The sequence below is a fragment of the Acinetobacter sp. Tr-809 genome (assembly GCF_011753255.1).
Lineage (GTDB): Bacteria > Pseudomonadota > Gammaproteobacteria > Pseudomonadales > Moraxellaceae > Acinetobacter.
This window is the reverse complement of record NZ_VWVZ01000001.1, coordinates 321282-343306: the sequence shown is the minus strand read 5'-3', so window position 1 is coordinate 343306 and position 22025 is coordinate 321282. Positions and strand designations below refer to the sequence as shown.

At 40.1% G+C, this 22025-nt stretch carries 24 protein-coding genes; 10 read left to right on the top strand and 14 right to left on the bottom strand.

Annotated elements, in window-relative coordinates; translation table 11 throughout:
* Window positions 1–58: 58 nt before the first annotated feature.
* Window positions 59–751: a type 1 glutamine amidotransferase domain-containing protein gene (locus F3J02_RS01830; protein WP_167247118.1), complete on the bottom strand. Its 693-nt coding sequence runs from the start codon at window positions 749–751 to the stop codon at window positions 59–61.
* Between the two features lie 90 nt (window positions 752–841).
* Between F3J02_RS01830 and F3J02_RS01825 the strand changes: the two genes are divergently transcribed.
* From F3J02_RS01825 to F3J02_RS01815, 3 genes are all read left to right on the top strand, one after another.
* Window positions 842–1255, top strand: a complete 414-nt coding sequence (locus F3J02_RS01825; protein WP_167247116.1) for a MerR family transcriptional regulator — start codon at window positions 842–844, stop codon at window positions 1253–1255.
* Window positions 1256–1382: 127 nt separating this feature from the next.
* Complete coding sequence (locus F3J02_RS01820) at window positions 1383–2189, top strand: type 1 glutamine amidotransferase domain-containing protein (protein ID WP_167247114.1); 807 nt, start codon at window positions 1383–1385, stop codon at window positions 2187–2189.
* Window positions 2190–2385: 196 nt separating this feature from the next.
* Entirely contained in the window at window positions 2386–3414 is a 1029-nt protein-coding gene (locus F3J02_RS01815) for an acetoacetate decarboxylase family protein (RefSeq protein ID WP_167247112.1), read from the top strand.
* A 175-nt stretch (window positions 3415–3589) separates the two neighbouring features.
* On the opposite strand, the gene F3J02_RS01810 is transcribed toward F3J02_RS01815, so the two are convergent.
* Window positions 3590–4828 carry an NADH:flavin oxidoreductase/NADH oxidase family protein gene (locus tag F3J02_RS01810; RefSeq protein ID WP_167247110.1) on the bottom strand — a complete coding sequence of 413 codons (1239 nt, stop codon included), beginning with the start codon at window positions 4826–4828 and terminating at the stop codon, window positions 3590–3592.
* A gap of 205 nt (window positions 4829–5033) precedes the next feature.
* Complete coding sequence (locus F3J02_RS01805) at window positions 5034–5864, bottom strand: alpha/beta fold hydrolase (RefSeq protein ID WP_167247108.1); 831 nt, start codon at window positions 5862–5864, stop codon at window positions 5034–5036.
* A 428-nt stretch (window positions 5865–6292) separates the two neighbouring features.
* Here F3J02_RS01805 and F3J02_RS01800 point away from each other — a divergent pair, with 428 nt between their 5' ends.
* The 3 genes from F3J02_RS01800 to F3J02_RS01790 all read left to right on the top strand — a co-directional run bounded on the left by F3J02_RS01800 (window position 6293) and on the right by F3J02_RS01790 (window position 9556).
* The gene (locus F3J02_RS01800) at window positions 6293–7189 is read left to right on the top strand and encodes an acetoacetate decarboxylase (protein ID WP_167247106.1); all 897 of its coding nucleotides are present in this window, start codon (window positions 6293–6295) and stop codon (window positions 7187–7189) included.
* A gap of 35 nt (window positions 7190–7224) precedes the next feature.
* Window positions 7225–8469, top strand: coding sequence for a saccharopine dehydrogenase family protein (locus F3J02_RS01795; RefSeq protein ID WP_167247104.1), 1245 nt, complete (start codon window positions 7225–7227; stop codon window positions 8467–8469).
* A 94-nt stretch (window positions 8470–8563) separates the two neighbouring features.
* Window positions 8564–9556, top strand: coding sequence for an NAD(P)H-quinone oxidoreductase (locus F3J02_RS01790; protein WP_167247102.1), 993 nt, complete (start codon window positions 8564–8566; stop codon window positions 9554–9556).
* Window positions 9557–9599: 43 nt separating this feature from the next.
* Here the strand turns inward: F3J02_RS01790 and F3J02_RS01785 are convergent, their stop codons facing one another.
* Window positions 9600–10574: an NAD(P)H-dependent flavin oxidoreductase gene (locus F3J02_RS01785; RefSeq protein WP_167247100.1), complete on the bottom strand. Its 975-nt coding sequence runs from the start codon at window positions 10572–10574 to the stop codon at window positions 9600–9602.
* A gap of 354 nt (window positions 10575–10928) precedes the next feature.
* Here F3J02_RS01785 and F3J02_RS01780 point away from each other — a divergent pair, with 354 nt between their 5' ends.
* Window positions 10929–11228: a DUF3817 domain-containing protein gene (locus tag F3J02_RS01780; protein ID WP_167247098.1), complete on the top strand. Its 300-nt coding sequence runs from the start codon at window positions 10929–10931 to the stop codon at window positions 11226–11228.
* A gap of 73 nt (window positions 11229–11301) precedes the next feature.
* Here the strand turns inward: F3J02_RS01780 and F3J02_RS01775 are convergent, their stop codons facing one another.
* From F3J02_RS01775 to F3J02_RS01755, 5 genes are all read right to left on the bottom strand, one after another.
* Window positions 11302–11484 carry a zf-HC2 domain-containing protein gene (locus F3J02_RS01775; protein WP_216076260.1) on the bottom strand — a complete coding sequence of 61 codons (183 nt, stop codon included), beginning with the start codon at window positions 11482–11484 and terminating at the stop codon, window positions 11302–11304.
* Window positions 11478–12098 carry an RNA polymerase factor sigma-70 gene (locus F3J02_RS01770; protein ID WP_167247095.1) on the bottom strand — a complete coding sequence of 207 codons (621 nt, stop codon included), beginning with the start codon at window positions 12096–12098 and terminating at the stop codon, window positions 11478–11480. The genes F3J02_RS01775 and F3J02_RS01770 overlap by 7 nt, the downstream gene beginning before the upstream one ends.
* Window positions 12095–12853: a DNA-binding domain-containing protein gene (locus tag F3J02_RS01765; RefSeq protein WP_167247093.1), complete on the bottom strand. Its 759-nt coding sequence runs from the start codon at window positions 12851–12853 to the stop codon at window positions 12095–12097. The genes F3J02_RS01770 and F3J02_RS01765 overlap by 4 nt, the downstream gene beginning before the upstream one ends.
* Window positions 12804–13664, bottom strand: a complete 861-nt coding sequence (locus F3J02_RS01760; protein ID WP_167247092.1) for a DUF692 domain-containing protein — start codon at window positions 13662–13664, stop codon at window positions 12804–12806. The genes F3J02_RS01765 and F3J02_RS01760 overlap by 50 nt, the downstream gene beginning before the upstream one ends.
* 69 nt (window positions 13665–13733) lie before the next feature.
* Window positions 13734–14042 (bottom strand): hypothetical protein, encoded by a 309-nt coding sequence (locus F3J02_RS01755; RefSeq protein ID WP_005188347.1) that lies wholly within the window; start codon window positions 14040–14042, stop codon window positions 13734–13736.
* A 162-nt stretch (window positions 14043–14204) separates the two neighbouring features.
* Between F3J02_RS01755 and F3J02_RS01750 the strand changes: the two genes are divergently transcribed.
* The 3 genes from F3J02_RS01750 to F3J02_RS01740 all read left to right on the top strand — a co-directional run bounded on the left by F3J02_RS01750 (window position 14205) and on the right by F3J02_RS01740 (window position 16993).
* Complete coding sequence (locus F3J02_RS01750; protein WP_167247091.1) at window positions 14205–14810, top strand: DoxX family protein; 606 nt, start codon at window positions 14205–14207, stop codon at window positions 14808–14810.
* 130 nt (window positions 14811–14940) lie between these two features.
* Window positions 14941–15624 (top strand): heavy metal response regulator transcription factor, encoded by a 684-nt coding sequence (locus tag F3J02_RS01745; protein WP_167247089.1) that lies wholly within the window; start codon window positions 14941–14943, stop codon window positions 15622–15624.
* Window positions 15614–16993 carry a heavy metal sensor histidine kinase gene (locus tag F3J02_RS01740; RefSeq protein ID WP_167247087.1) on the top strand — a complete coding sequence of 460 codons (1380 nt, stop codon included), beginning with the start codon at window positions 15614–15616 and terminating at the stop codon, window positions 16991–16993. Before F3J02_RS01745 ends, F3J02_RS01740 begins: the two co-directional genes overlap by 11 nt.
* Before the next feature lie 92 nt (window positions 16994–17085).
* Here F3J02_RS01740 and F3J02_RS01735 read toward each other — a convergent pair whose 3' ends face one another.
* The 5 genes from F3J02_RS01735 to F3J02_RS01715 form a co-directional block, all read right to left on the bottom strand.
* Window positions 17086–17235: a hypothetical protein gene (locus tag F3J02_RS01735; protein ID WP_005188339.1), complete on the bottom strand. Its 150-nt coding sequence runs from the start codon at window positions 17233–17235 to the stop codon at window positions 17086–17088.
* A 147-nt stretch (window positions 17236–17382) separates the two neighbouring features.
* Window positions 17383–18414 (bottom strand): M20/M25/M40 family metallo-hydrolase, encoded by a 1032-nt coding sequence (locus F3J02_RS01730; protein ID WP_167247085.1) that lies wholly within the window; start codon window positions 18412–18414, stop codon window positions 17383–17385.
* 184 nt (window positions 18415–18598) lie between these two features.
* Window positions 18599–20062 carry an indoleacetamide hydrolase gene (gene iaaH / locus F3J02_RS01725; protein WP_167247083.1) on the bottom strand — a complete coding sequence of 488 codons (1464 nt, stop codon included), beginning with the start codon at window positions 20060–20062 and terminating at the stop codon, window positions 18599–18601.
* 85 nt (window positions 20063–20147) lie between these two features.
* Window positions 20148–20861, bottom strand: coding sequence for a response regulator transcription factor (locus tag F3J02_RS01720; RefSeq protein WP_167247081.1), 714 nt, complete (start codon window positions 20859–20861; stop codon window positions 20148–20150).
* A gap of 102 nt (window positions 20862–20963) precedes the next feature.
* The gene (locus F3J02_RS01715; RefSeq protein WP_167247079.1) at window positions 20964–21989 is read right to left on the bottom strand and encodes an AraC family transcriptional regulator; all 1026 of its coding nucleotides are present in this window, start codon (window positions 21987–21989) and stop codon (window positions 20964–20966) included.
* Window positions 21990–22025 lie beyond the last annotated feature (36 nt).

The window sequence follows — 22025 nt, the reverse complement described above, 5'->3', positions numbered from 1 at the left end:
AAGTGATTCACGGATCGCTTTATCTAGCTTTTGGACTTTTCTACAGCTAAACAATTCTTTATTTAGCTTCTAAAGCATCTATCATCGCAGATGCAGTGATACGTGCCGAAAATGGATTCTGACCTGTGATTAGATTCCCATCACGCACCACATTGGGTAAAAAGGGAATAAATTTTCTATCATAAAACGCACCACGCTCTTTTGCCAGCTCTTCAGCGTTATAAGGAACTTTTTTCGCTACACCAGCCAATACTTCTTCACACCATGCAAATCCTGTAAGCTTTTTCCCACGAATCAAATATTGTCCATTTGATAACTGAACATTCAGCAACCCACAATAGCCATGGCATACACTAGCCACTACACCACCATGTTCATAAATATTTTTGGTGATGTCTTGCAATTCAGCATTGTCTAAGAAGTCCCACATGACCCCATGCCCACCTGTGTAATAAATTGCATCATAATCTTGCCAATTAATCTCAGATGGCTTTTTCGTAGTTTCCAGTAACTGCATAAAAGTAGGATCATTTTTGCGTTTGAGAACAGAGGCATCGGCAACAAAACGCTCTAATGATTTAGGTTCTATCGGTGAAAGCCCACCGTTGGGGCTGACAATATCTTGAATATAATTCTGCTTTTCAAACTCATCATAGGCATGCGTCAGTTCCCCTAACCATAATCCAGTTGGACGATCGATACCCTCATATTTAGAGACGTTGGTTACCACATGGAGAATACGTTTTGACATCTTTTACCTCTACTTTTTGATTTATTTTTAATCTTGCTTTTACATCACTATAAGCTTAAAGTTTGCTTTAATGTCAAGAGAAAATCAGTAATGAATATCAGTGAATTATCTAAACAAAGTGGTTTAAGCACCCCAACGATTCGTTATTATGAGCAAATCAAGCTGTTACCAAAGGCTAAACGCAAATCAAATGGCTATCGGGAATATAGTGAAAATGATCTCAAACAGCTTTTCCTGATCCAACAAGCACAGCAAGTTGGTTTTTCTCTGACAGAAATTAAAGCGTTTCTACCGTCGAATGTCGCTTCATGGAATCATGATATTCTTATTGGCTTATTAGAAAGCAAAATCAAAGATATTGAAGACCTAGAACAAAAACTTGCAGTCAGTAAACAAAACCTGAGCATGATGATTGTGGCGATCAATAGCAAACCAGATGAAATTACCTGCGAAGAAAATGCACAGCGTTTGCTCAATTTGTACTATACCAACGACAAAGTCTAATACGTCATTAATCAATTTTTAAGCCGTCATCACAACAACTACTCATCAAGAAATACTTAAAAAGACTTGACCTTAAACCTCACTTTAAACATAGCATTTATCTCAGGTACTATATGAGGAACCTGTCATGTTTAAAGTTTGGAACTTTGCAAAGTGGTTGATTGGCATTTTTATGCTCATATTCATCAGCAATATGGTCTATGCAACCGAAGCTGCTCAACAACACCTACAAGCTAAGCCAAAAGGCAAAATTTTGGTGGTGATGACCAACCACTCAGCTTATCCAACACGATCAGATACGACAGGATTGTGGCTGACTGAACTCACCCATTTTTATGACATTGCAGAAGCAGCAGGCTATGAAATGGATTTTGTCAGTCCACAAGGTGGTGCTGTACCGCTAGATGAACGTAGTCTTAAGCCGATTTATATTGATCAAGCAGCAAAAAAACACTTGGCTGATCCTCAATTCATGCAGCGCCTTAATAATACACTCGCACCCAATGCCATTGATCCCTCCCACTACAAAGCGATTTATTACACGGGTGGGCATGGCACCATGTGGGATTTTCCCAACAACCAAGGTTTAAAGAATATTAGTGAAAAGATATATCAGCAAGGCGGTGTCGTATCTGCAGTATGTCACGGTGTAGGTGGATTATTGCCGCTTCAAACCCCAACGGGCAAAGCACTCATTGCAGGTCGAACCGTTACAGGCTTTGCCAATATTGAAGAAACCTTGTCGGGGATTAAGTCTCAAGTACCGTTCTCATTACAAGATGGATTAGTACAACGCGGAGCAATATATAAACGAGCCTTCCTTCCATTTACTTCTTATGTGATTGCTGATGATCGGATTATCACTGGGCAAAATCCGCAATCCAGTAAAGAAATTGCAGAAGCAGTCGTTAAGCGCTTAAATACATTAAATTAAGCTTTCCCCTATAAAAAACCAGATTTTCAAGATCTGGTTTTTTTATAGCTAAGTGTTTATTTATCTTTATCTTAGCTCTCTTGCAAATGACCTGTTCCGTCTATTCATCAAATGAAAGTTATCATTCAAAAATGCTTGACCTTAAAGCTAACTTTAATCTTAACATTTCAGTTAGATCTATAGGAGGAACATAATCATGTTCAACAAACTTCATTTACGTCGTTCAGTCTCTGCAATATCGATCAGTTTGATCCTTGCGACCACAGCGTACGCTACTGAAACCGATGCACCTCAAATGAATGCCAGTAATACACAGACCACAATCGTTGAATTTGGACCATATAAAGTCGCTGTGCCTAAAGGTGGTTATTATGATCGCTTTCGCATGAACCCTGATTTGGACGAAGTTGCCAAAGACCCTGCAGCAGGCAATATTGATTACTTCCGTACAATTCCTAAGAAGCTCGTCGATACCCGTGTGGGAAAAGTCTGGTCGCCTAATTTTTATTATCGGACCAGCAATATTCAGGTGTTAATGCTAGCACCTATTGCAAAATTAAAAGCCAAACTCCCTGCTCCATTAGAACCTTTACAGCCCTTCCCAGGCTATGGTCTAGTTTCATTGACTTTCTTTTCTTATGCAGTGGGAGATGTTGATCCCTACGATGAAGTTTCTGTCGCCATCGTGGTACGCCAACCAAACGCGCATTATTTTAATAGCACTGAATTACTTAGCTCTATGCGAAACCACAAATATTATGGGTATGTATTGGCATTACCCGTAGATACCGAGATTGCCCGAGTACGTGGTGTCTATGGTTATCAATTACCCAAATGGTTAACACCGATTGATATGAAAATTGGTAGCCAAGACCTACAGGCTCATATTTTTAATACCGATGGCAAACCTGATTTAAGCCTAACTGCGCCTCTACCTAAAATGAAAACGGTAAAGCCACAATCACGGATTGAAACTAAAACCATGTATCAGTTGGTTGATGGTAAATGGCACAGTACTTCCGTAGAATCGAATACCCTTGCATTTGGACAGAAGCTATTTCCTAAAAATGTGCAACTTGTTCGCAGCAGCGGTCCACTGAGTAAATTACTGGATGACCTAGGTACCAATAAGATCTTACGCTTAGATGTAGTGAAAGATGCTCAATTGGCACTCAATATGCCAGTTCCCTTTCCTTCGCTGGATCAGAAAAAAAACCATAAATAATTGATAAAAGAAAACCGCTTTCTAATTAAAGCGGTTTTTTCTTGCCTAAAATCATCTCAACCTTCCAAGACTTGTATTGATTTGCACCTATAAAAAAGCCAATTACAGAAAAATCTGTAATTGGCTGTTGGTCAAGTAATCTATTACCTGAGTATTGGCAGCTGCTTAGCCCTTCTTAAGATGCAAATGAATATGTACGCATACGTTTTTTATATTGGCGTGTACGACATGCCATCGCTGTTTGCTGTAAGGTCAATGCCCAAAGCGGAGACACCTTTGGATTGGTCATTTTACCAAGACTGAGTTTACGTAACTGGAACTTGACTGTGGCCATATTGGCAAGCGATGCAAGTGTTTTGTTCTCCCAAGTAATGACTTTCAACTCAGGTGCTGTATTTTGCCCTCGCTTCCACTCATTTGGAAGATTTGGATCGATTGCCAAAGCTGTGGCAATCCCCACCATATCGACACCACTTTCAATGACCTGTTCAGCCACTTGTTTACGACGAATTCCACCCGTCACCATCACAGGCATCTTGGCTACTTTACCAATCTCTTGAGCAAATTCTAAGAAATAAGCTTCTCGCGCCAAGGTACGACCATCACGTGCCTGGCCTTGCATTGCCGGTGCTTCATAGCTACCGCCAGATAACTCAACCAAATCAACAGGCAGTTCATTGAGCATCAAGACCACTTGTTGCGCATCTTCGGCACTAAAACCGCCACGTTGGAAGTCAGCCGAATTCAGTTTAACCGCTACTGTAAATGTCTCTGAGACGACTGCGCGCACCGCTTTAACAATCTCAATTAGAATACGTGCGCGATTTTCCAAAGAACCACCCCATTGATCTTGTCGCTTATTACTGAGTGGCGAAAGGAACTGACTGAGTAGATACCCATGCGCCGCATGAATTTCAACACCCGTAAAGCCTGCTTTTTCTCCTAGACGTGCAGTATTGGCAAAACGCTGGATCACTTCATTAATCATGTCTTGGTTCATTTCAATCGGTGTATTAAAACGATCTGACATTTTTCCCAAATCTAAAGCGACCGCTGAAGGTGCCCAAGTATCCTGACCTAAATTAGATTGCATCTGACGACCAGGATGATTGATTTGCAACCACGCTTGTGCGCCATTAGAACGAGCAATTTGTGCCCAGCGTTTGAAAATATCCAAATACTTTTCATCTTCCAGTACAACACCACCTGGTCCAGTCATGGCACGACGATCCACCATCACATTGCCTGTGATAATCAAACCCACACCACCATCTGCCCATGCTTGGTATAAGCGAATCAGTTCTTCAGATGGCGCATGGTTTAAATCGGCCATGTTTTCTTCCATTGCAGCTTTTGCAATACGGTTTGGGATCTGTGAACCATTCGGAAAAACTAATTTTTCAAATACTTTCATTTTTAGAACCTCTTTCAGTATGTGTTTACTTTAAGATTAAAGTAAACTTTAATGTCAATAGGTTTTATCAGCCTTTATATATTTTTTTAAAAAGCAAAGAGGATCATAGGTTTACATTCGTAACATTCTTAGAAAAATTGAAAATAAAAAATAGAGGCAAACTGCCTCTATTCTTTAAATGTATTTTTAATGCAATTAATACAGCTTATGAGCGAATAAATGCCAATAGGTCTGGATTAATGACATCAGCATTCACAGTCAGCATCCCATGAGAAAAACCTTTATAGGTTTTTAAAGTTCCATTTTGTACCAGTTTAGCCGACAGCGCCCCTGAATTTTCATAAGGCACAACCTGATCATCGTCACCATGCATGACAAGCACAGGGACTGAAATCTTTTTCAGGTCTTCAGTAAAATCTGTCTGAGAAAAAGCCACAATTCCATCATAATGAGCCTTTGCACCACCCATCATGCCTTGACGCCACCAATTCCAGATCACCGGCTCTGATGGTTTTGCATCAGGACGATTAAAACCATAGAAAGGACCTGCTGGGACATCGTAGTAGAATTGCGAACGGTTTTTAAACAACTGATTTTGCAAATCATCAAAAACTTCTTTTGGTAAACCATCAGGGTTATTGGCTGTTTTGACCATGATTGGCGGAACCGCACTCACCAGCACAGCCTTAGCAACATTTGCTTCGCCATGACGTGCAATATAATGAGCCACTTCGCCACCACCTGTTGAATGACCAATATGAATCGCATTCTTAATACCAAGATGTTGTACCACAGCTGCAACATCATCCGCATAATGATCCATGTCATGCCCATCCCAGACTTGGCTGGAGCGGCCATGCCCTCGACGATCGTGAGCGACTACACGAAAACCCTCATTTAAAAAGAATAATAATTGGGCATCCCAATCATCTGAACTCAGCGGCCAACCATGATGAAAAAATAAGACCTGCGCATCTCGAGGTCCCCAATCTTTATAAAAAATATCTACACCATCTTTTGTCGTAACGAATGCCATCTTTGTTTCTCCTGTGTAAGATTTACACTGTCGATTCATGATCTATGTTCTAATTAATTAGGTTGCAATTACATATTTTGAAGTACTATCCAGATGGATAGTGATTCTATACTAAGATTAAAGTTCACTTTAGGGTCAAGGCTTTTAGTCCTATTATGATAATAAAAATGTAATTTAATAATTTAAAAATAAACGCATGATCAACAGGCTTAATCATTGAGATCATTTTAGTTTTTCACTGATTTATATATTTTCAGCTGTTGTTTTCTTTACATTGTTTAAACGAATAAGCGCTGTGCTTTTCAAATATGAAATTTTGCTGCTTGACATTAAAGTTGGCTTTAATCTTATAGTGATCTTAAACGTGAGAAATGCTCTTTTCCCAAACAAGCATTTTGAATGATTGGGTCAATCAAAGGTTTACGAATATGCAAAGCAATAAGCAGTTTACTGAAGTTGAATTTGGACAACAAAAGATCAATGTTCCCAAAGATGGCTATTACGATCGTTTTAGGATGAATCCTGATTTAGATCAAGTCGCGCAAGATCCCGCTGTAGGCAATATTGATTTCTTCCGTAAAATCCCAAAAAAATTGGTTGAATCAAGAGTTGGTCCTGTTTGGGCACCCAATTTTTATTATCGTAGTGGCAATGTGCAACTGTTGATGTTAGCACCACTTAAACAACTCAAGAAAAAATTACCCGCTTCTTTAGAACCGTTACAGGTCTTTCCTGGCTATGGGCTAGTCGCGCTTACCTTCTTCACTTACGCTGTTTGTGATAACGATCCATATAATGAAGTCTCTGTTGCAATTGTAGTGCGTAAGCCCAATGCACATGGTCCTGATGCTTTAGAGCTCATCAACTCGATTCGTCAACGTCATTTTTACGCACATGTGTTGGCACTCCCTGTGGATACAGAAATTGCGCGTGTTCGTGGTGTTTATGGTTACCAACTTCCGAAGTGGCTCACTGAAATTAATGTCGCTATCGGCTCCGCTGAAGTCAATGCGAGCCTAACTGATATGAAAGGCAAAATCGATTTAAGCCTTATTGCTCCGACACCCAAATTGAATCAAGTAAAGTCAGAATCACATATGAGTCAAGCAACGATGCTACATCTGGTTGATGGCAAATGGCAGCAAACCTTAGTGCAATCTAATCTCTTATCTTTTGGACAAAAGCTTTTACCTAGTAAAGCCAAATTAGTTCGTCACGGTGGTCCTTTAAGCCAATTATTAGATGAACTCGGGGCATCCAAGATTCTTCGTTTAGATGTGATTCAAGACGCGCAAGTAGTGCTACATTTACCCAAAGCACTTTAAAATTCAATCTATAAACAGTTAAGGAAAAAACTGAAATGACAAAATTAAATTATGACCTTGTGGTCTTCGGTGCAACCAGCTTTGTTGGGCAGATTCTGACCCAATATCTGGCTGAATACTTTTCTACTCAAAAAGAACAACTGCGTTGGGCAATTGCTGGACGTTCACAGCAAAAATTACAACAAGTTAAAGATGGGCTTGGTCCTATTGGACAAGCTGTCCCAATCTTGGTTGCCGATGCCAATAATCAAACCGAACTCGATGCGCTCTGTGCACAAACACGTGTTGTTGTTTCGACAGTTGGTCCCTATGCTTTGTATGGTGAACCATTAATTCAAGCCTGTGTGAATAACGGAACAGATTATTGTGATCTGACTGGAGAGACTCAGTGGATTAAACACATGATCACGAAGTATGAAGCGCAAGCACAGCAATCAGGTGCGCGTATTGTGCATTGCTGTGGATTTGATTCAGTTCCATCCGATATGGGTGTTTATTACCTGCAGCAACAAGCACAACAGCAGTTTAATGCGCCTGCCACTCAAGTTTCCATGCGGGTTAAAACCTTAAAAGGTGGTGCATCGGGTGGTACAGTCGCGAGTTTGATCAATGTGATTCAAGAAGCTGCGGCTGATCCTGCATTGCGTAAAGATCTGCTTAATCCATATATTCTCTGCCCCGCAGGTCATGGCAATACCCAAAGACAGATTTATATCAAAAGCGCCAAATTCGATCCTGATTTTAATGCATGGATTGCGCCTTTTGTCATGGCTGCTGTAAATGAACGTGTGGTACAGCGTTCTAATGCTTTATCGGGTAATGCCTATGGCAATAACTTTCGCTACAACGAAGCGATTCTGACAGGTGAAGGGTTCAAAGGACGTTTAAAAGCCTTAGCTGTCGTCTCTGGTCTGGGGGCATTTATGCTCGCTGCGGTCAGTAAACCGATTAGCCAAGTGATGGAACGTTATCTATTACCAAAGCCGGGAGAAGGTCCTACGCCAGAGCAACAATTGGCAGGCCGATTTGACTTACGTTTTGTGGGCAAAACCGATGCAGGACAAAGCCTAAAAGTTAAAGTAACTGGCGATCGTGATCCTGGTTATGGCTCCACTGGCAAGATGTTGGGGCAAGCAGCACTGAGTCTTGCCATTGACCATGCCAAAGATGGCGAAAAATCGACTCCTCAAGGTGGCTTTTGGACCCCTGCCACCATGTTTGATGATCGATTTATTCAACGTTTAACAGAACATGCAGGACTTAGCTTTGAGCAGGTTTAAAGTTTTTTAAATTGCATTTTTCTAAATACTTAATTTTTAAAAATCAATCATATTCATCAAGTATCGACTTGATGAATATTCGGGAACTAAATCGATGAAATGTGTTACTTTTAATGGTGCTGGCGGCCCTGAAGTGATCACAATAAGTGATCGACCAATACCTGAATTAACTGATGATGGTATCTTAATTGAAGTGGTTGCTGCTGGCATTAATGGCCCTGATGTGATGCAACGACAAGGTCTATATGCTCCACCACCGGGTGTAACCGATATTCCGGGATTAGAAGTCTCTGGTACAGTGAAACAAATCGGAAAGTCCGTTACTAAATTTAAAGTCGGTGATGAAGTCTGTGCTCTAGTTCAAGGCGGTGGCTATGCGGAATATGTGGTTGCACATCAAGACAATGTCCTGTTTATTCCAGAAGGTTTGACCCTAGTTGAGGGTGGTATTTTGCTGGAAACCTTTATGACCGTTTGGTCGCATTTATTCCAGCATGCTAAATTCAGACCTAACAGTTCAATCCTGATTCATGGCGGTACTTCTGGTATTGGTACTACAGCAACCATGTTGACCCGTGCGTTTGGTGCGACTCAAATCTTTACCACAGTCTCAAGTGCGGCACATCAACACGCCAGTATTGAACTTGGAGCGGATGTTGCCATTAACTACAAACAGCAAGATTTTGTTGAAGAAGTTAAAAAGCATACTGATGGTAAAGGTGTCGACTTTGTACTGGATATTATTGCAGGCGATTATATTCAAAAGAACTATGAGGTTGCGGCCATGAATGGCACCATTTTACAAATTGGTGTACTGAAAGGACTGGCTCAGAATCTGAATATTTTTCCAATGTTGGCAAAACGACTGACGCATACAGGTGCAACCTTACGCTCTCAATCGGCGGAAGCAAAAGCCCAAGTCATGGCTGCACTACAAGACAAAGTTTGGCCTTTAATTGCTCAAGGACAAATGAAGCCATTATTGTATCGTGCTTTTGATCTTGAAGATGCACAGCAAGCGCATACCCTGTTACAACAAGGTGAGCATATCGGTAAGTTGGCACTCATTGCTAAAAATTCAGCGTAATAAAACATATCAGGCCTTAGAAATTAAGGCCTGATCTTCAAACTTAGAGCATGAGACGTTTTCTTGCTGCGAGATACTCTCTTTCAAGTCGGCTCACCAGTTCTTCGACTGAAGTGGTGGCTTTGATTGCATTTAAACCTTGACCACATCCCCAAATATCACGCCATGGTTTGACTTTATGTTGTGTACCGTCTTCATTTGGTGTACTGAAATCCATATCTTTCAGATTACCTTCAGGTAGATTGGCTGGGTCAAGCCCCGCTGCACGAATACTTGGTGCGAGATAGTTGCCATGTACACCTGTAAATAGGTTGGAATATACAATTTCATCTGAATTATGATCGACAATCGCCTGCTTATATGCGTCCTCAGCATTGGCTTCATGTGTAGCAATAAATGCTGAACCAATATAGCCAAAGTCGGCTCCCATCGCTTGCGCAGCAAGAATGGCATCACCTGTTGAAATCGCACCTGACAAAGCTAATGGTCCATCAAACCATTCGCGGATTTCCTGAATTAACGGAAATGGACTCTTGACACCGGCATGACCACCCGCGCCTGCAGCAACTGCAATCAAACCATCCGCACCTTTTTCAATGGCTTTCTTAGCAAAGGTATTATTGATGACATCATGCAAGACCACACCACCATAACTGTGTGTCGCATCATTGATTTCTGTTCGTGCACCTAAAGATGTAATCACAATCGGCACTTGGTATTTGACAATCAGTTCCATGTCATGTTCAAGACGATTATTACTTTTATGCACGATCTGGTTGATTGCAAAAGGCGCCGCAGGTCGATCTGGATGCAAGGCATTATGTTCAGCGATTCCTTCGGTAATTTCTTTGAGCCACTCTTCCAGCTTTTCGGCAGGTCTTGCATTCAATGCTGGCATCGAACCAATCACACCTGCTTTACATTGCGCCAGCACCAGCTTCGGTGTGCTAATAATAAATAACGGTGAACCAATTACAGGGAGTCTCAGGTTTTTCATTAATTCTGGAATTTTTGACATTACTTTTATCCTTTAGACACTTATTATTTCAAATAGATAAAGCCACTTTTAGAAATAAGAAGCATTTCACTTTTTAAATTCACACAATCATATCGGGATAAAAACTTTTATGCAACAAGTTGCATAAACTCTACATTCACTTCTGCTTTGTAATAGAAATAACCAGATAAATGAATAAAAACCTAGTTAAGTCCTGAAATAGTTTGGAATTCTTTTACTCGCTGCCATACGATTCCCCTTTTTTCACCACCATGATTAAATAAGAATCGTTACCAACAATATCAATGCGATAGCGCCTAAAGATGATATGCTTCGTTAATTTTTATTCTTTTATCAATCTCCTGGAGCTATTTTATGAGCGCAATGACCAAAAAGTTGCAACAGATGCGATTTGCTTCTGTACTCGAAGCCGTCACTTTATTGCTTTTATTCCTTGTAGCGATTCCACTCAAGTACGCATTTGATTTACCGATTGCGACAAAGATTATGGGACCTATTCATGGTCTGGCATTTTTATTCTACCTTTGGAACTTGGTACGTACTGCTTCGCTTTGGTCGGGCGTAGAGTTACTTCGATTATTCGTACTTGCCTTTATTCCGTTTGGTGGCTTCTTGAACGAGAAATACATTGCACAACGTCAAGCCAAGCTATAAGGCTTTTATACTGATACTAAAAAAGGAAATCTAATGATTTCCTTTTATTTTTCCAACAATACGATGTGAAAATCTATTCTTGATCAACATGTCTAAACGCTTTTGCAAGTTGGCTTAAGCTCTTGATCTGTTTTCCATAACGGCGGCAAGAACGACAAGCCAATAAGTGCAACTGCAAATTGCTCTGCTCTCGCAAAAAAAGAGATCTGTCCTGCTTTTCGGATAATAATTGCGTCGCTTGGCGGCATGTCAACATGAGCAATCCTCCTGCAATAACCATTTGTTTTCTAAACATTCACGTAGTCTGGTTCGACTGCGATACATCAATACATTAAAGTGTGAAACCGTCAATTCCAGCTTCTCACAAATTTCATTGGAACTCAGCTCGATCACCTCACGCAACATAAATACCTGTGCATATTTGGCAGGTAAATGATTGAGACAGGCATCAAAAATGATCCAGAAATCGTGTTGCTCCATCATTTCTTCAGGGCTTTGCCATGCTTGTGGTGCTTCATATTTATACCAATGTCCTGAGGCATCAAATAGTGCATCTATACTCAGCTCACTTTCTTCATCCTTAAACAATTCACTCATTGTGACCAAACGAGATTTCTGTCGAATTAAATCAATAATCTTATTTTTTAAAATCGCAAAAACCCATGTTTTAAACGCAGCCCGTCCTGTAAATGAGTCCAGATGTTGAAACGCGCTGGTCAGTGCTTCCTGAACCACATCTTCAGCTTGCTGTATTGAAGACAGCTGCAAAATTGCAAATTTCAGCATCTGTTGTCTTAAATCTTGCAAAAAAGCAGGATTGTGCAACTGATGGAATAGATCATCGTGATTTGTTGCTGAAGCTGAATTCATCCCTGTATCTCGTCATTATTATGCGGAATATGAATTAATCTTAACCGAGTTAATAAGGCTTTTAACGCGTAGATTTGTTGTTGAATTTCCTTTTCAACAAATTCGGGAAGTACTGCTTTGATGAGTTGATATAGGTCTTGCTCAATACAGCCATTTTGCTGTATCTGCTCGATCATCACAGCGAATAAAGGTGACAAAGGCTCAATACAAACCAGATCCTGATCATCTCGCCATACCATAATCGCACTTGGCGCTTGTTCCACCTGCTCAAGCTTCATTGTCACCGTCCAGCGATAAACAGGATATTGATAGGCCAATATCCAAACTTGGGTAGCCAATTGCCAATCTTGGTCTTCTGCCAGAATAGGCCTTTCGATTTCTACCGTATCTAAATACAGCTCTAGCCATTCATACTGTAACAACTCTTCCAACCAAGGGTATTGTTGTAATATCGGATGTTGTTGTTCGCTGAGATATTCCCGAAATTGCAAAGAAATATCATTGTATAACGGTGACTGACACTGTGATTTTTGAAAAAATTCTGCCAATAAGCTCTGCCACTGCTGTTCAGACAGCATGGCTCGTGCAACTGGAAAAACTAAATTTATAAATGAGCAGATATTATTGAACAGTAGATCACGATAGACCTGCATCCGATGCGCAGTAAAATTATGAAGTAGCTCTAACTCTGGATCACGAATCCAATCACAAAACTGCCGCTGTGTTGTGTGAAAAGATATTGGTTTTGCCTTCATCACGACTCTCCTGCTGCATTTTTTTGATAGTGGTCAATTCATTTTGTAGCTGTTGCCAAGATGGAATATTAAAGTCACGTTCCAGTAACGTCGGCTTAGCCCCACAAACTTGATAGCTATATTGCAATAGCTGCCAAACAGGATCACTGATTGCTACGCCATGTGTATCAATCAATAGATTTTTTTCAACTTGTTCATGACCTGCAACATGGAAGTAACGAATCCGATCTTTGGGCATCGCTTCAATAAAAGCATAGGCATCACTGCCATGATTCACACTGTTCACATAGACATTATTCACATCTAGTAGCAACTCACAGTCTGCTTTGAGCAGCACTTCACGCACAAATTCTGCTTCACGCATTTCTGCATTCGGCATCAAATAAGTAGAGACATTTTCAATCACCAATTTCTGCCCTAATATGTCCTGCACCCGTAAAATACGTTCTGCCACATAATTCGCAGCAGCTTCGGTCATGGGAATCGGTAATAGATCATATAAATAGCCGCCATCATGGGTGTAACTTAAATGTTCTGAGTAAATCGGCACCTGATAGCGTTGTAGAAAATTCTTAACCTGCTGGATAAATTCAAGATTGAGTGGATGTGGACCACCAATAGATAAAGACAACCCATGACAAATTAAGGGTGCTTTCTCCATACATTGCGCTAGAAGTTTGGCATGCCGACCACCAAAGCCCATCCAGTTTTCAGGAGCAACTTCAATAAAATCTGGGTGGGTTTCAGCATTTAAAAATGCATCAATAAACTCACGTCTTAAGCCCAGACCTACACCAACCAAGTCAGCCATGTTGAAACTCCTATGATTTAAAAGATGCCGATCTAGGTTCTAAACCGACATCACTTAGGATTGAATGGACTATTTAGCCCCACACTTGCCATCAGCGACTTTTTTATCTGCACCGCATTTCGCATCAGCAGCTTTCTTGGCTGCACCACACTTCGCGTCCGCTGCTTTTTTTGCTGCACCGCATTTGGCTTCAGCAGATTTTTGCTGTTGTTTGGCTTTATTGGCGCCACATTTCGCTTCACCACATTTTCCATCAGCAGCTTTGCTTGCATGGGCCTCTGTCGTCGTTGTCGTTGCTGCAACAGTCACTTGGGTTACGCCAGCAACAGAGAGTGCTAATAACGCTGCAACTGAAGTCATTGAATTAAGTTTGCTCATTTTTCTATTCCTTTTAAGGTAAATGCTCGGTTTGTACAAAGGTACATAAAGTTAGACGGCGTAAATCTCGATTTATTACAGTGCAAATAAAAAAAATTTATGTAAGAAACGGAATTCTCACCCGACTAATGATCATTCAATCCTATTCGGTGTGAAATTATCATGAAGAACTTTTTGTATTCGCTTAACCAGCACTATCAAAACATCTGCTCAGCACTCAAACATGCGGATGGGATCGCGGCACTTGCCTTACGTTGTTATCTCGTTCCAATCTTTTGGATGGCTGGTACAAATAAACTAATGCATTTTCAAGATACGGTGGAATGGTTTGGTAATAGTGATTGGGGCTTGGGTTTACCCTTTCCACATATCATGGCAGCACTGGCAACCTCGACGGAACTTGCTGGGGCTGTGCTTTTAACGCTCGGCCTTTTGACACGTTGGATTAGTATTCCATTGATCGTTACCATGCTCGTCGCCATTTTTACAGTACATCTTCCAAACGGCTGGCAAGCGATTGCCGATCCCAATGCACCCTTTGCCAATGCACAAGTACTTGCCTCTGCTGAAAAACTGGAAGCAGCTCGGGGAATTCTAGAAAACTATGGCAACTATGACTGGCTAACATCCAGTGGCTCTTTTGTGATTTTAAATAATGGAATTGAGTTTGCTGTTACTTATCTGATCATGTTGTTGGCTTTAATCGTATTGGGTGGTGGCCGTTATTTCAGTTTGGACTATTGGATAAAACAAAAAATTTCAAAGTAGCTTCGTTAAAATGACCTTAGCATCAATAAAGTCAGGAAGCTGACCGCAATATTACAATTTTGTCATTTATAAATATCTGATTATCTTTGACGCTAAAATGACACGATAAAACTATGGGCTCGATGAAAGCATGCGAATACTTCTTGTTGAAGATGAACAAAAAACAGGTGATTATCTCCAAAAAGGCTTAACAGAAGCAGGCTATGTGACAGATTGGAGCCAAGATGGCATTTCAGGTCTGCATCATGCTGTTACCGAACAATATGACCTGATTATTCTAGATGTCATGCTTCCAAAACTGGATGGCTGGAAAATCATCACAGAAATTCGCAAAGTGAATACCTTTCTACCTGTACTATTTCTGACAGCCAGAGATCAAATTGAAGATCGTGTTAAAGGTTTAGAATTAGGTGCCGATGACTTCCTGATTAAACCCTTTGCATTCGCTGAATTATTAGCACGTATCAAAACCCTGTTAAAACGCGGTCAGATTAAAGAGGAACAAACTTTTTACTCTATCGCTGATTTGCATCTCGATTTGATTAAACGTCGTGTCGTCCGCTCTGGCCAACGAATTGATCTGACAGCTAAAGAATTTTCCTTACTTGAACTGTTTATGCGTAGACAAGGTGAAGTTTTACCAAAATCACTAATCGCGGCTTTGGTTTGGGATATTAATTTTGATAGTGATACCAATGTGGTTGAAGTCGCGATTCGCAGGCTCAGAAATAAAATTGATACCGATTTTAGCCCTAAGCTGATTAGAAACATTCGGGGCATGGGCTATGTCTTAGAGATCGAAGATGAGCAATAAATTATTTCGTTCTATTGGCTTTAGAATCAGTTTTATTTCCACTTTATTCACGATTCTGATCTTGGTCATTATGGGAATATTCGTCAATCAGCATGTGGTTAATTATTTTTATCAACAAAATCAAAAAGAAATTGAAGGTAAAATTCAGCTGATCGAAAACTTATTCCAACAGAAACCAACTAATTTTAAAGATGGATTAGATGAGGCCTTGATTGGGCATGATAATCTGGTGATCCAAATCAAACTAGCCAATGGTCAGACCATTTATAACAAAAAAAATAACCACGCCGATCTCAGCCAATTAATTCAAACTAAAAATGGGCAATGGATTAATTGGAAGAATAAGGATCAGAGTTATCAAGGCATCATGGTCAATAAGGTTCTTCGCTATGGCGAAACCAATCAAAACATGCAAATCATTGCTGCAATTGAAGTCACCGATAACTTCTACTTCTTACACTCTTTTAAACGGCAATTGCTCATGATTGGTCTACTCGGTGTGATTGGCCTGATGTTTTTAGGCTGGTTAGCAACTTGGCAAGGTTTAGGTCCAATTCGAAACATGGCAAGACTTTCAGAAAATATATCTGCAAATAATTTATCAAATCGTCTTGATCTGAAAAACATCCCGATTGAACTTGCACCATTAGCCACAGCATTCAACGACATGCTGGATCGCTTAGAAATTTCGGTAGATAAGCTTTCTGCATTCTCAAGCGATTTGGCCCATGAGATCCGAACACCGATCAATAATTTGATGATGCAAACCCAAGTTTCTTTAACTAAGCCAAGAACAATTGAACAATACCAAGATGTACTCTTTTCAAATTTGGAAGAATACGAACACTTAGCAAAAATGATTTCAGATATGTTGTTTCTAGCTAAATCGGATCATAATCTGGCGTTAAAAAGTAAAAAAAATATTGATTTAGCGCAAGAAATGAAGATCCTATTTGAATATTTTGAAGCATTTGCTTCAGATAAGAACATTCATTTAGAGCAATCAGGTCAGGCACATATTGAAGCTGAACCAGCAATGATCCGTCGAGCCTTTAATAATTTGATCTCCAATGCAATTAAATATGGCGAAGCTGATTCTATTTTGCAAATCCAGTTAAGTGAAGATGCTCAAAATTCAGTGATTCTGATCAAGAATAAAGTTCCAGCTGAAATGCAGACACTCACACCTTTGCAACTTTCACGTTTTTTCGATCGCTTCTATCGTTTAGATTCGTCTAGACACAAGGTTGAAGATGGTACAGGTTTAGGATTAGCGATTACTAAGTCGATTATCGAAATTCACGATGCGGAAATTGATGTATTTATTGAGGGTGAAAATATCGTTTTTCGGATTATTTTCCATAAATAAATCGGTAAAGGTGGCTAACTTAAGTAGCCCATAGGATAAAGGATCATAAAACTCAGCCTTGAGCATTATGATCCTGCTATTGAAATTCTGTATTACTTTGATGGCGTCTGACCATCATTACCTTGTATAACAGTATTACGTTCCTTATTTTTCTCTAGGAACATTAAACCACCATCTGCGTAGCTTAGACTTGCTGTTGATGCAAATGATACGATCAGGATAAGTTTAACCAATGCTTTCATTTCTATTTACCTGTTCTCTCTTAACTCTCTATAAGATAGAACAGGCAGCCCAACAGCAACATGACCTGAAAATGACAATTTTGTCATTTCTATCAATGCCAACGAATACAACTGTTGATCAAATATAAATGACTCTTTAATTGGATATTAATCTTGATCTAAAGATTTTAATAAATGAATCACAGCATCACCCGCCAATTGCAAAGACTTTGGATCAACCTGCTCAATCGTGTCACATGCTTTGTGATAACACGGTGCGAACTCAAGCTCATCTCCTTTCATTTGCTCATTAAACAAGATGACAGAGGTCACTGGAACTTTACCTAAGAATGGAGCTGTATCACTTGCGGTTAAGGTTGCAACATCTTCTTTAATTTCTAGATTTTTTGCTTTAAAAAATGCTTTGAGCGTATTCTCTAATGCGACGTCACCGCTATGACTTGGGATACCACGTAAACCATCAAGTAAAGGCTTATAGTCTTGTTCTTGCATGCCACGCTCTTTTAACATTTTTTCCATGTCATCTATAGATGATTTATCACCATCTGCAATCAGGATTTCAGGATCTTTAGTGCCGACCATATCCACATTGATATAGGCTTTAATGGCTTTTAATTGCTCGGCAGTCAGTTTTTCCACATAAGCTTGAGAACCAGCAATCCCCTCTTCTTCCGAATCCCAAAATGCCAGATGAATGGTGTGCTTGGGCTTAATTTTTTGAGTAGATATTTGTGCCATCAAATCGAGCAATAAGGCGACACCTGAAGCATTATCATTGATGCCAGGCCCCATTTTGACCGAGTCATAATGTGCTCCAAGTAAAATCATGCTTTGAGTCGATTCTCCGGGAATCTCCACAATAATATTCTTGCCTTTGGTTTTTTCCCGATTTTCAAAACTCTGAAGCTCTGTACTAAAGCCTGCTTTTTTGGCTTGATCTAAAATATAATCTGCACTTGCCAAACCACCTTGCGTACCTACAGCACGATTGCCACCATGCTGTTTGGCAATTTGTTCAAATGCATGTAAATGCGTCATCACCTGTGCTGCATCGAGTCTTAAACCAGATTGACTGACATCTTCAATTTTTTCTTTGGAATGTTGCTCGTTTTTTTGACAACCACTGATTGCGAACATGCTAGTTAAAATACAAACACCTAAAATTTTCTTTAAAAACATAAAATAAACTTAAGCCAACTCTTATAAAGTAGGCTTAATACTAGATTTGCACATACGGATTTGCCATTTCAATTTGTATCCTCTGTTCTTATTGATCTAATCAGAACGATATCGGTGCTTATTTCAAATAACAGGTAAAGCCCATTTTCAATGAAACAGGCTTTGCTCTAAGACCGAAGTTATTTTAGCGATGATTTAAACTGCTAAAAATCTGTTCTAGTACTTGCCCAATCGCAAGAATGTCATGATCTGTATTTGGTAAACCATCTATTTCTAATCCGACAGGTAATTTTGATTTTGTGCCACATCCAATCGGTAAGCTCAACCCTGGTAAGCCAATATTACTCCCTGGATCGGTATTGCGAATCAGCCTTTGAAAATTTTCAATTGAACTCACTTGCTCATTCGCCAGTGGCGCAACAATGGCTGAGGTTGGAAAAATTAAAGCATTGAGTTGATGTTGATTAAAAGTTTTCTCATAGTGTAAAAGCAACTGTGGTCGCGCCGTTGTGATCGCATCCTGATATAAAAGTTCGACCGCCACAGTCTGACCCGTTTCATCTACAATCAATTCAGGCAAAATATTCTGCTTAAATAGCTGCTGTACATCTGGGCTTGAAATTTGCTCCACAATAGCGTCTATATCTATTCCAATTTCATGTTTCTTTAAATATTCAATCAGATCATATTTGCCTTCGTAGATCACTACAGGAAATGAAATACGATGATTCAGCTGCTCTAACTCAGGCATTTCTACACTGATGATTTCAATCCCTGCATTTTTTAAAAGTTGCAGTGCCTGATCAGCCTGCTGCTGAACCTCTTCATCCAGATTATCCCAAAAATATGCACATACGCCCAACCTGATGGGTTGCATCGATATCCGAGCTGGGATTTGTTGTTGAGTAATCAATTGATCAATCAAGATGATATCAGATACCGAATGTGCCATTGGGCCTGCGGTATCTCGTGTATGAGAGATTGGCGTAATACTCTCTTGAGCATAGCGTCCAACTGTTGGGCGAAAACCAACACAGCCATTCAATACACTAGGTAGCCTGACCGATGCACCTGTATCAGTCCCGATTGCAATCGGCACCATGCCTGCAGCAACCGCGACTGCACTTCCCGAAGAAGAACCGCCTGCAATATGTAAAGGATTAACCGCATTACGAGTGCCAATCACACCATCAATATGCATTGCAGTGTTATAACCTGTCACGCCAAATGCCAGCTCATGCATATTGGCTTTACCCACAACAATCGCACCTTGATCAATCAAGGCTTGGATCACGGGTGCTGTTGTTTTCGGTCTGAATCCTGTTAAAGCAGGTGTTCCCGCCGTATTGCTAAAACCAGCAACATGAATATTATCTTTAACTGCCAGCAATACCCCGATTAATGCAGGACAAGGTTTTCCGTCTGCAATTGATTGATCCCAAAATTGAGCCTGTTGAAGCGCTGCAGCATAATCAAGACTGATAAAAGCATTCAGGGATTGTTGTGCATCAATCTTTTCAAAATAGTGATCTAGCAATTGTTCACAAGAAACTTTTCGCGCAGCAACCAATGCTGTAATTTCCTTGATTGTTGCTTTATCAAGATGAATACCTTGATTTAAAAATACTTTTTCTTTGATATTTAACATTTTGACTTAAAATCCATTTAAGTAGTAATGTTTACAATTTGTACCGTTTTCAGTCTGTTAGATATCCTCAAAATTGAGGAGACCATTAAGCATGCATCAATGCAGCCATTTCAGTACGATTATGACAACCCATTTTTTTCATGGCATTTTTTAAATGCGTCCTTACCGTGGTAAAGCTGATATCCAGTAAATTGGCAACATACTTATCACTCAATCCCTTGCTCACTAACATGACCACTTCTTGCTCCCGTGGGGTTAAAAAGTATTGGATCGATAAATCTATGGGTAAGGCTTGGGTCATATAAGGTTCGAGTAGATTTAAGATCCTTTTCTCTCGTTCACTAAACATAATCGAGTCTTTGGCACGCCAAATACGCAAATCGCCAATATCTATCCCATCCCGAACAAAATAGATATTTAAACCATGATACAGGCCATAAGGGCGTAGAAACTCATTGTAATAATCCGTTTTTTTTAGTTCTGATATCGAAATGATTTCATTAACAAAAGTGGCTTGTTGGCGTTCCCGCAGCCGAGACGTAATCGGGTCATCATGCTGCCAAATACGGTCATATTCTAGGATTGCTTTGGGATCGATTTGCCACATAATGCCTTGTTTGGATAGATGCTGTTTTGCATCCCAAATATAAGAAGCAGCAAAATCGGCCCTTAATAAAGTCGCGATATCCACCAAAACTGTTTCACGTAAACACTCATGTCCTTTTCCTGAACCTAATTTCCATAGTATTTCTGAAAAAAGACTAAACTCGGATGGACTTAAGTCGTGTTCTAAAAGCATACCTGCTACCTTTCTATCTTCCTGGCATCTGCCCACTGTGGAATCAAGATGAACAGCTATTCCCTTTCATCTATCTTTTATATGCCACTGAATCGTTATTTTCTACACTTTATTTTTTAATCGGCTTGCATGTGGCGTTTTGCCATACCAGCGTTTATAAGCATGAATAAAACTGGCGGGTTCCGCATAGCCTAACCATTCAGAAATTTGCTCAATTGAAGTTTGTGTTGAAGACAAATAGGAATTTGCCATCATTTTTCGGGCTTCCTCCCTGATTTTAATAAACGTTGTTTGTTCTTGTGCCAAATAACGGCGTAAAGTACGGGAGTTTAGATATAAACGATCTGCTACCTCTTCCATCGCTGGAATTTCCCCTTTGCTATTCATAAGGATATGCTGAACGTGATCGGTATATTTTTTTTGAGATTGCCGCTTATTCAGTATTTCTCGGCATTGTTGCTCAGCTGAATGTAGCACCAGTTCATTTGCCATACTCAGCTTTTGATCTATTTTTTCTGCATTTAAGATAATAAAGCTTTTCGATCCACCAAATTCAGGCGCTACCCCGAATAATTCATGATAAGGCTGTCGTTCTCCACTAGGCTGAAAGTCAAATGCTACTTGTTGGCAGAGATTCTCCCGTATTAAGTCGTGTTGGACTGTTATTAGGGCAGCAATATCTCGCTCAATAATGAATTGCCGTAATGTTTGAGGAATTCCCTCATCTACCTCTATATCAATTCGAATACTATTGGTCTCGGGTGGTTCTGATACCACAAACTGACTAAAGGCAAAGGATAAAGGAAAATAGGTCAAAGCAAAGTTCAAGGCTTCACGAATATTCGCACTACTGATCAAGCCTAAGCCGAGAGAACCAAAGGCGGTAAAGTGATAACGCTGACCAACCTCTAAGCCAAGCAATGGTCTGTGACTAAATGTCTCGACTAGGTTAGCGATGAGCTGTAATTCCTGTTGCCCAGTTACCAACATATTTGGATCAAGCAACTGTTGCTGCTCCAGACCGATCCCCTTGAGGATCTCTGTATGACTCATACCCAGTTCAGCCGCATAATCTGCCATGAGACGAACACTATGAATACTACGTTGATATGACCATAAGTAGTTCAAACCTATTTTCTCAATGTCCTCTAATCACAATATTTT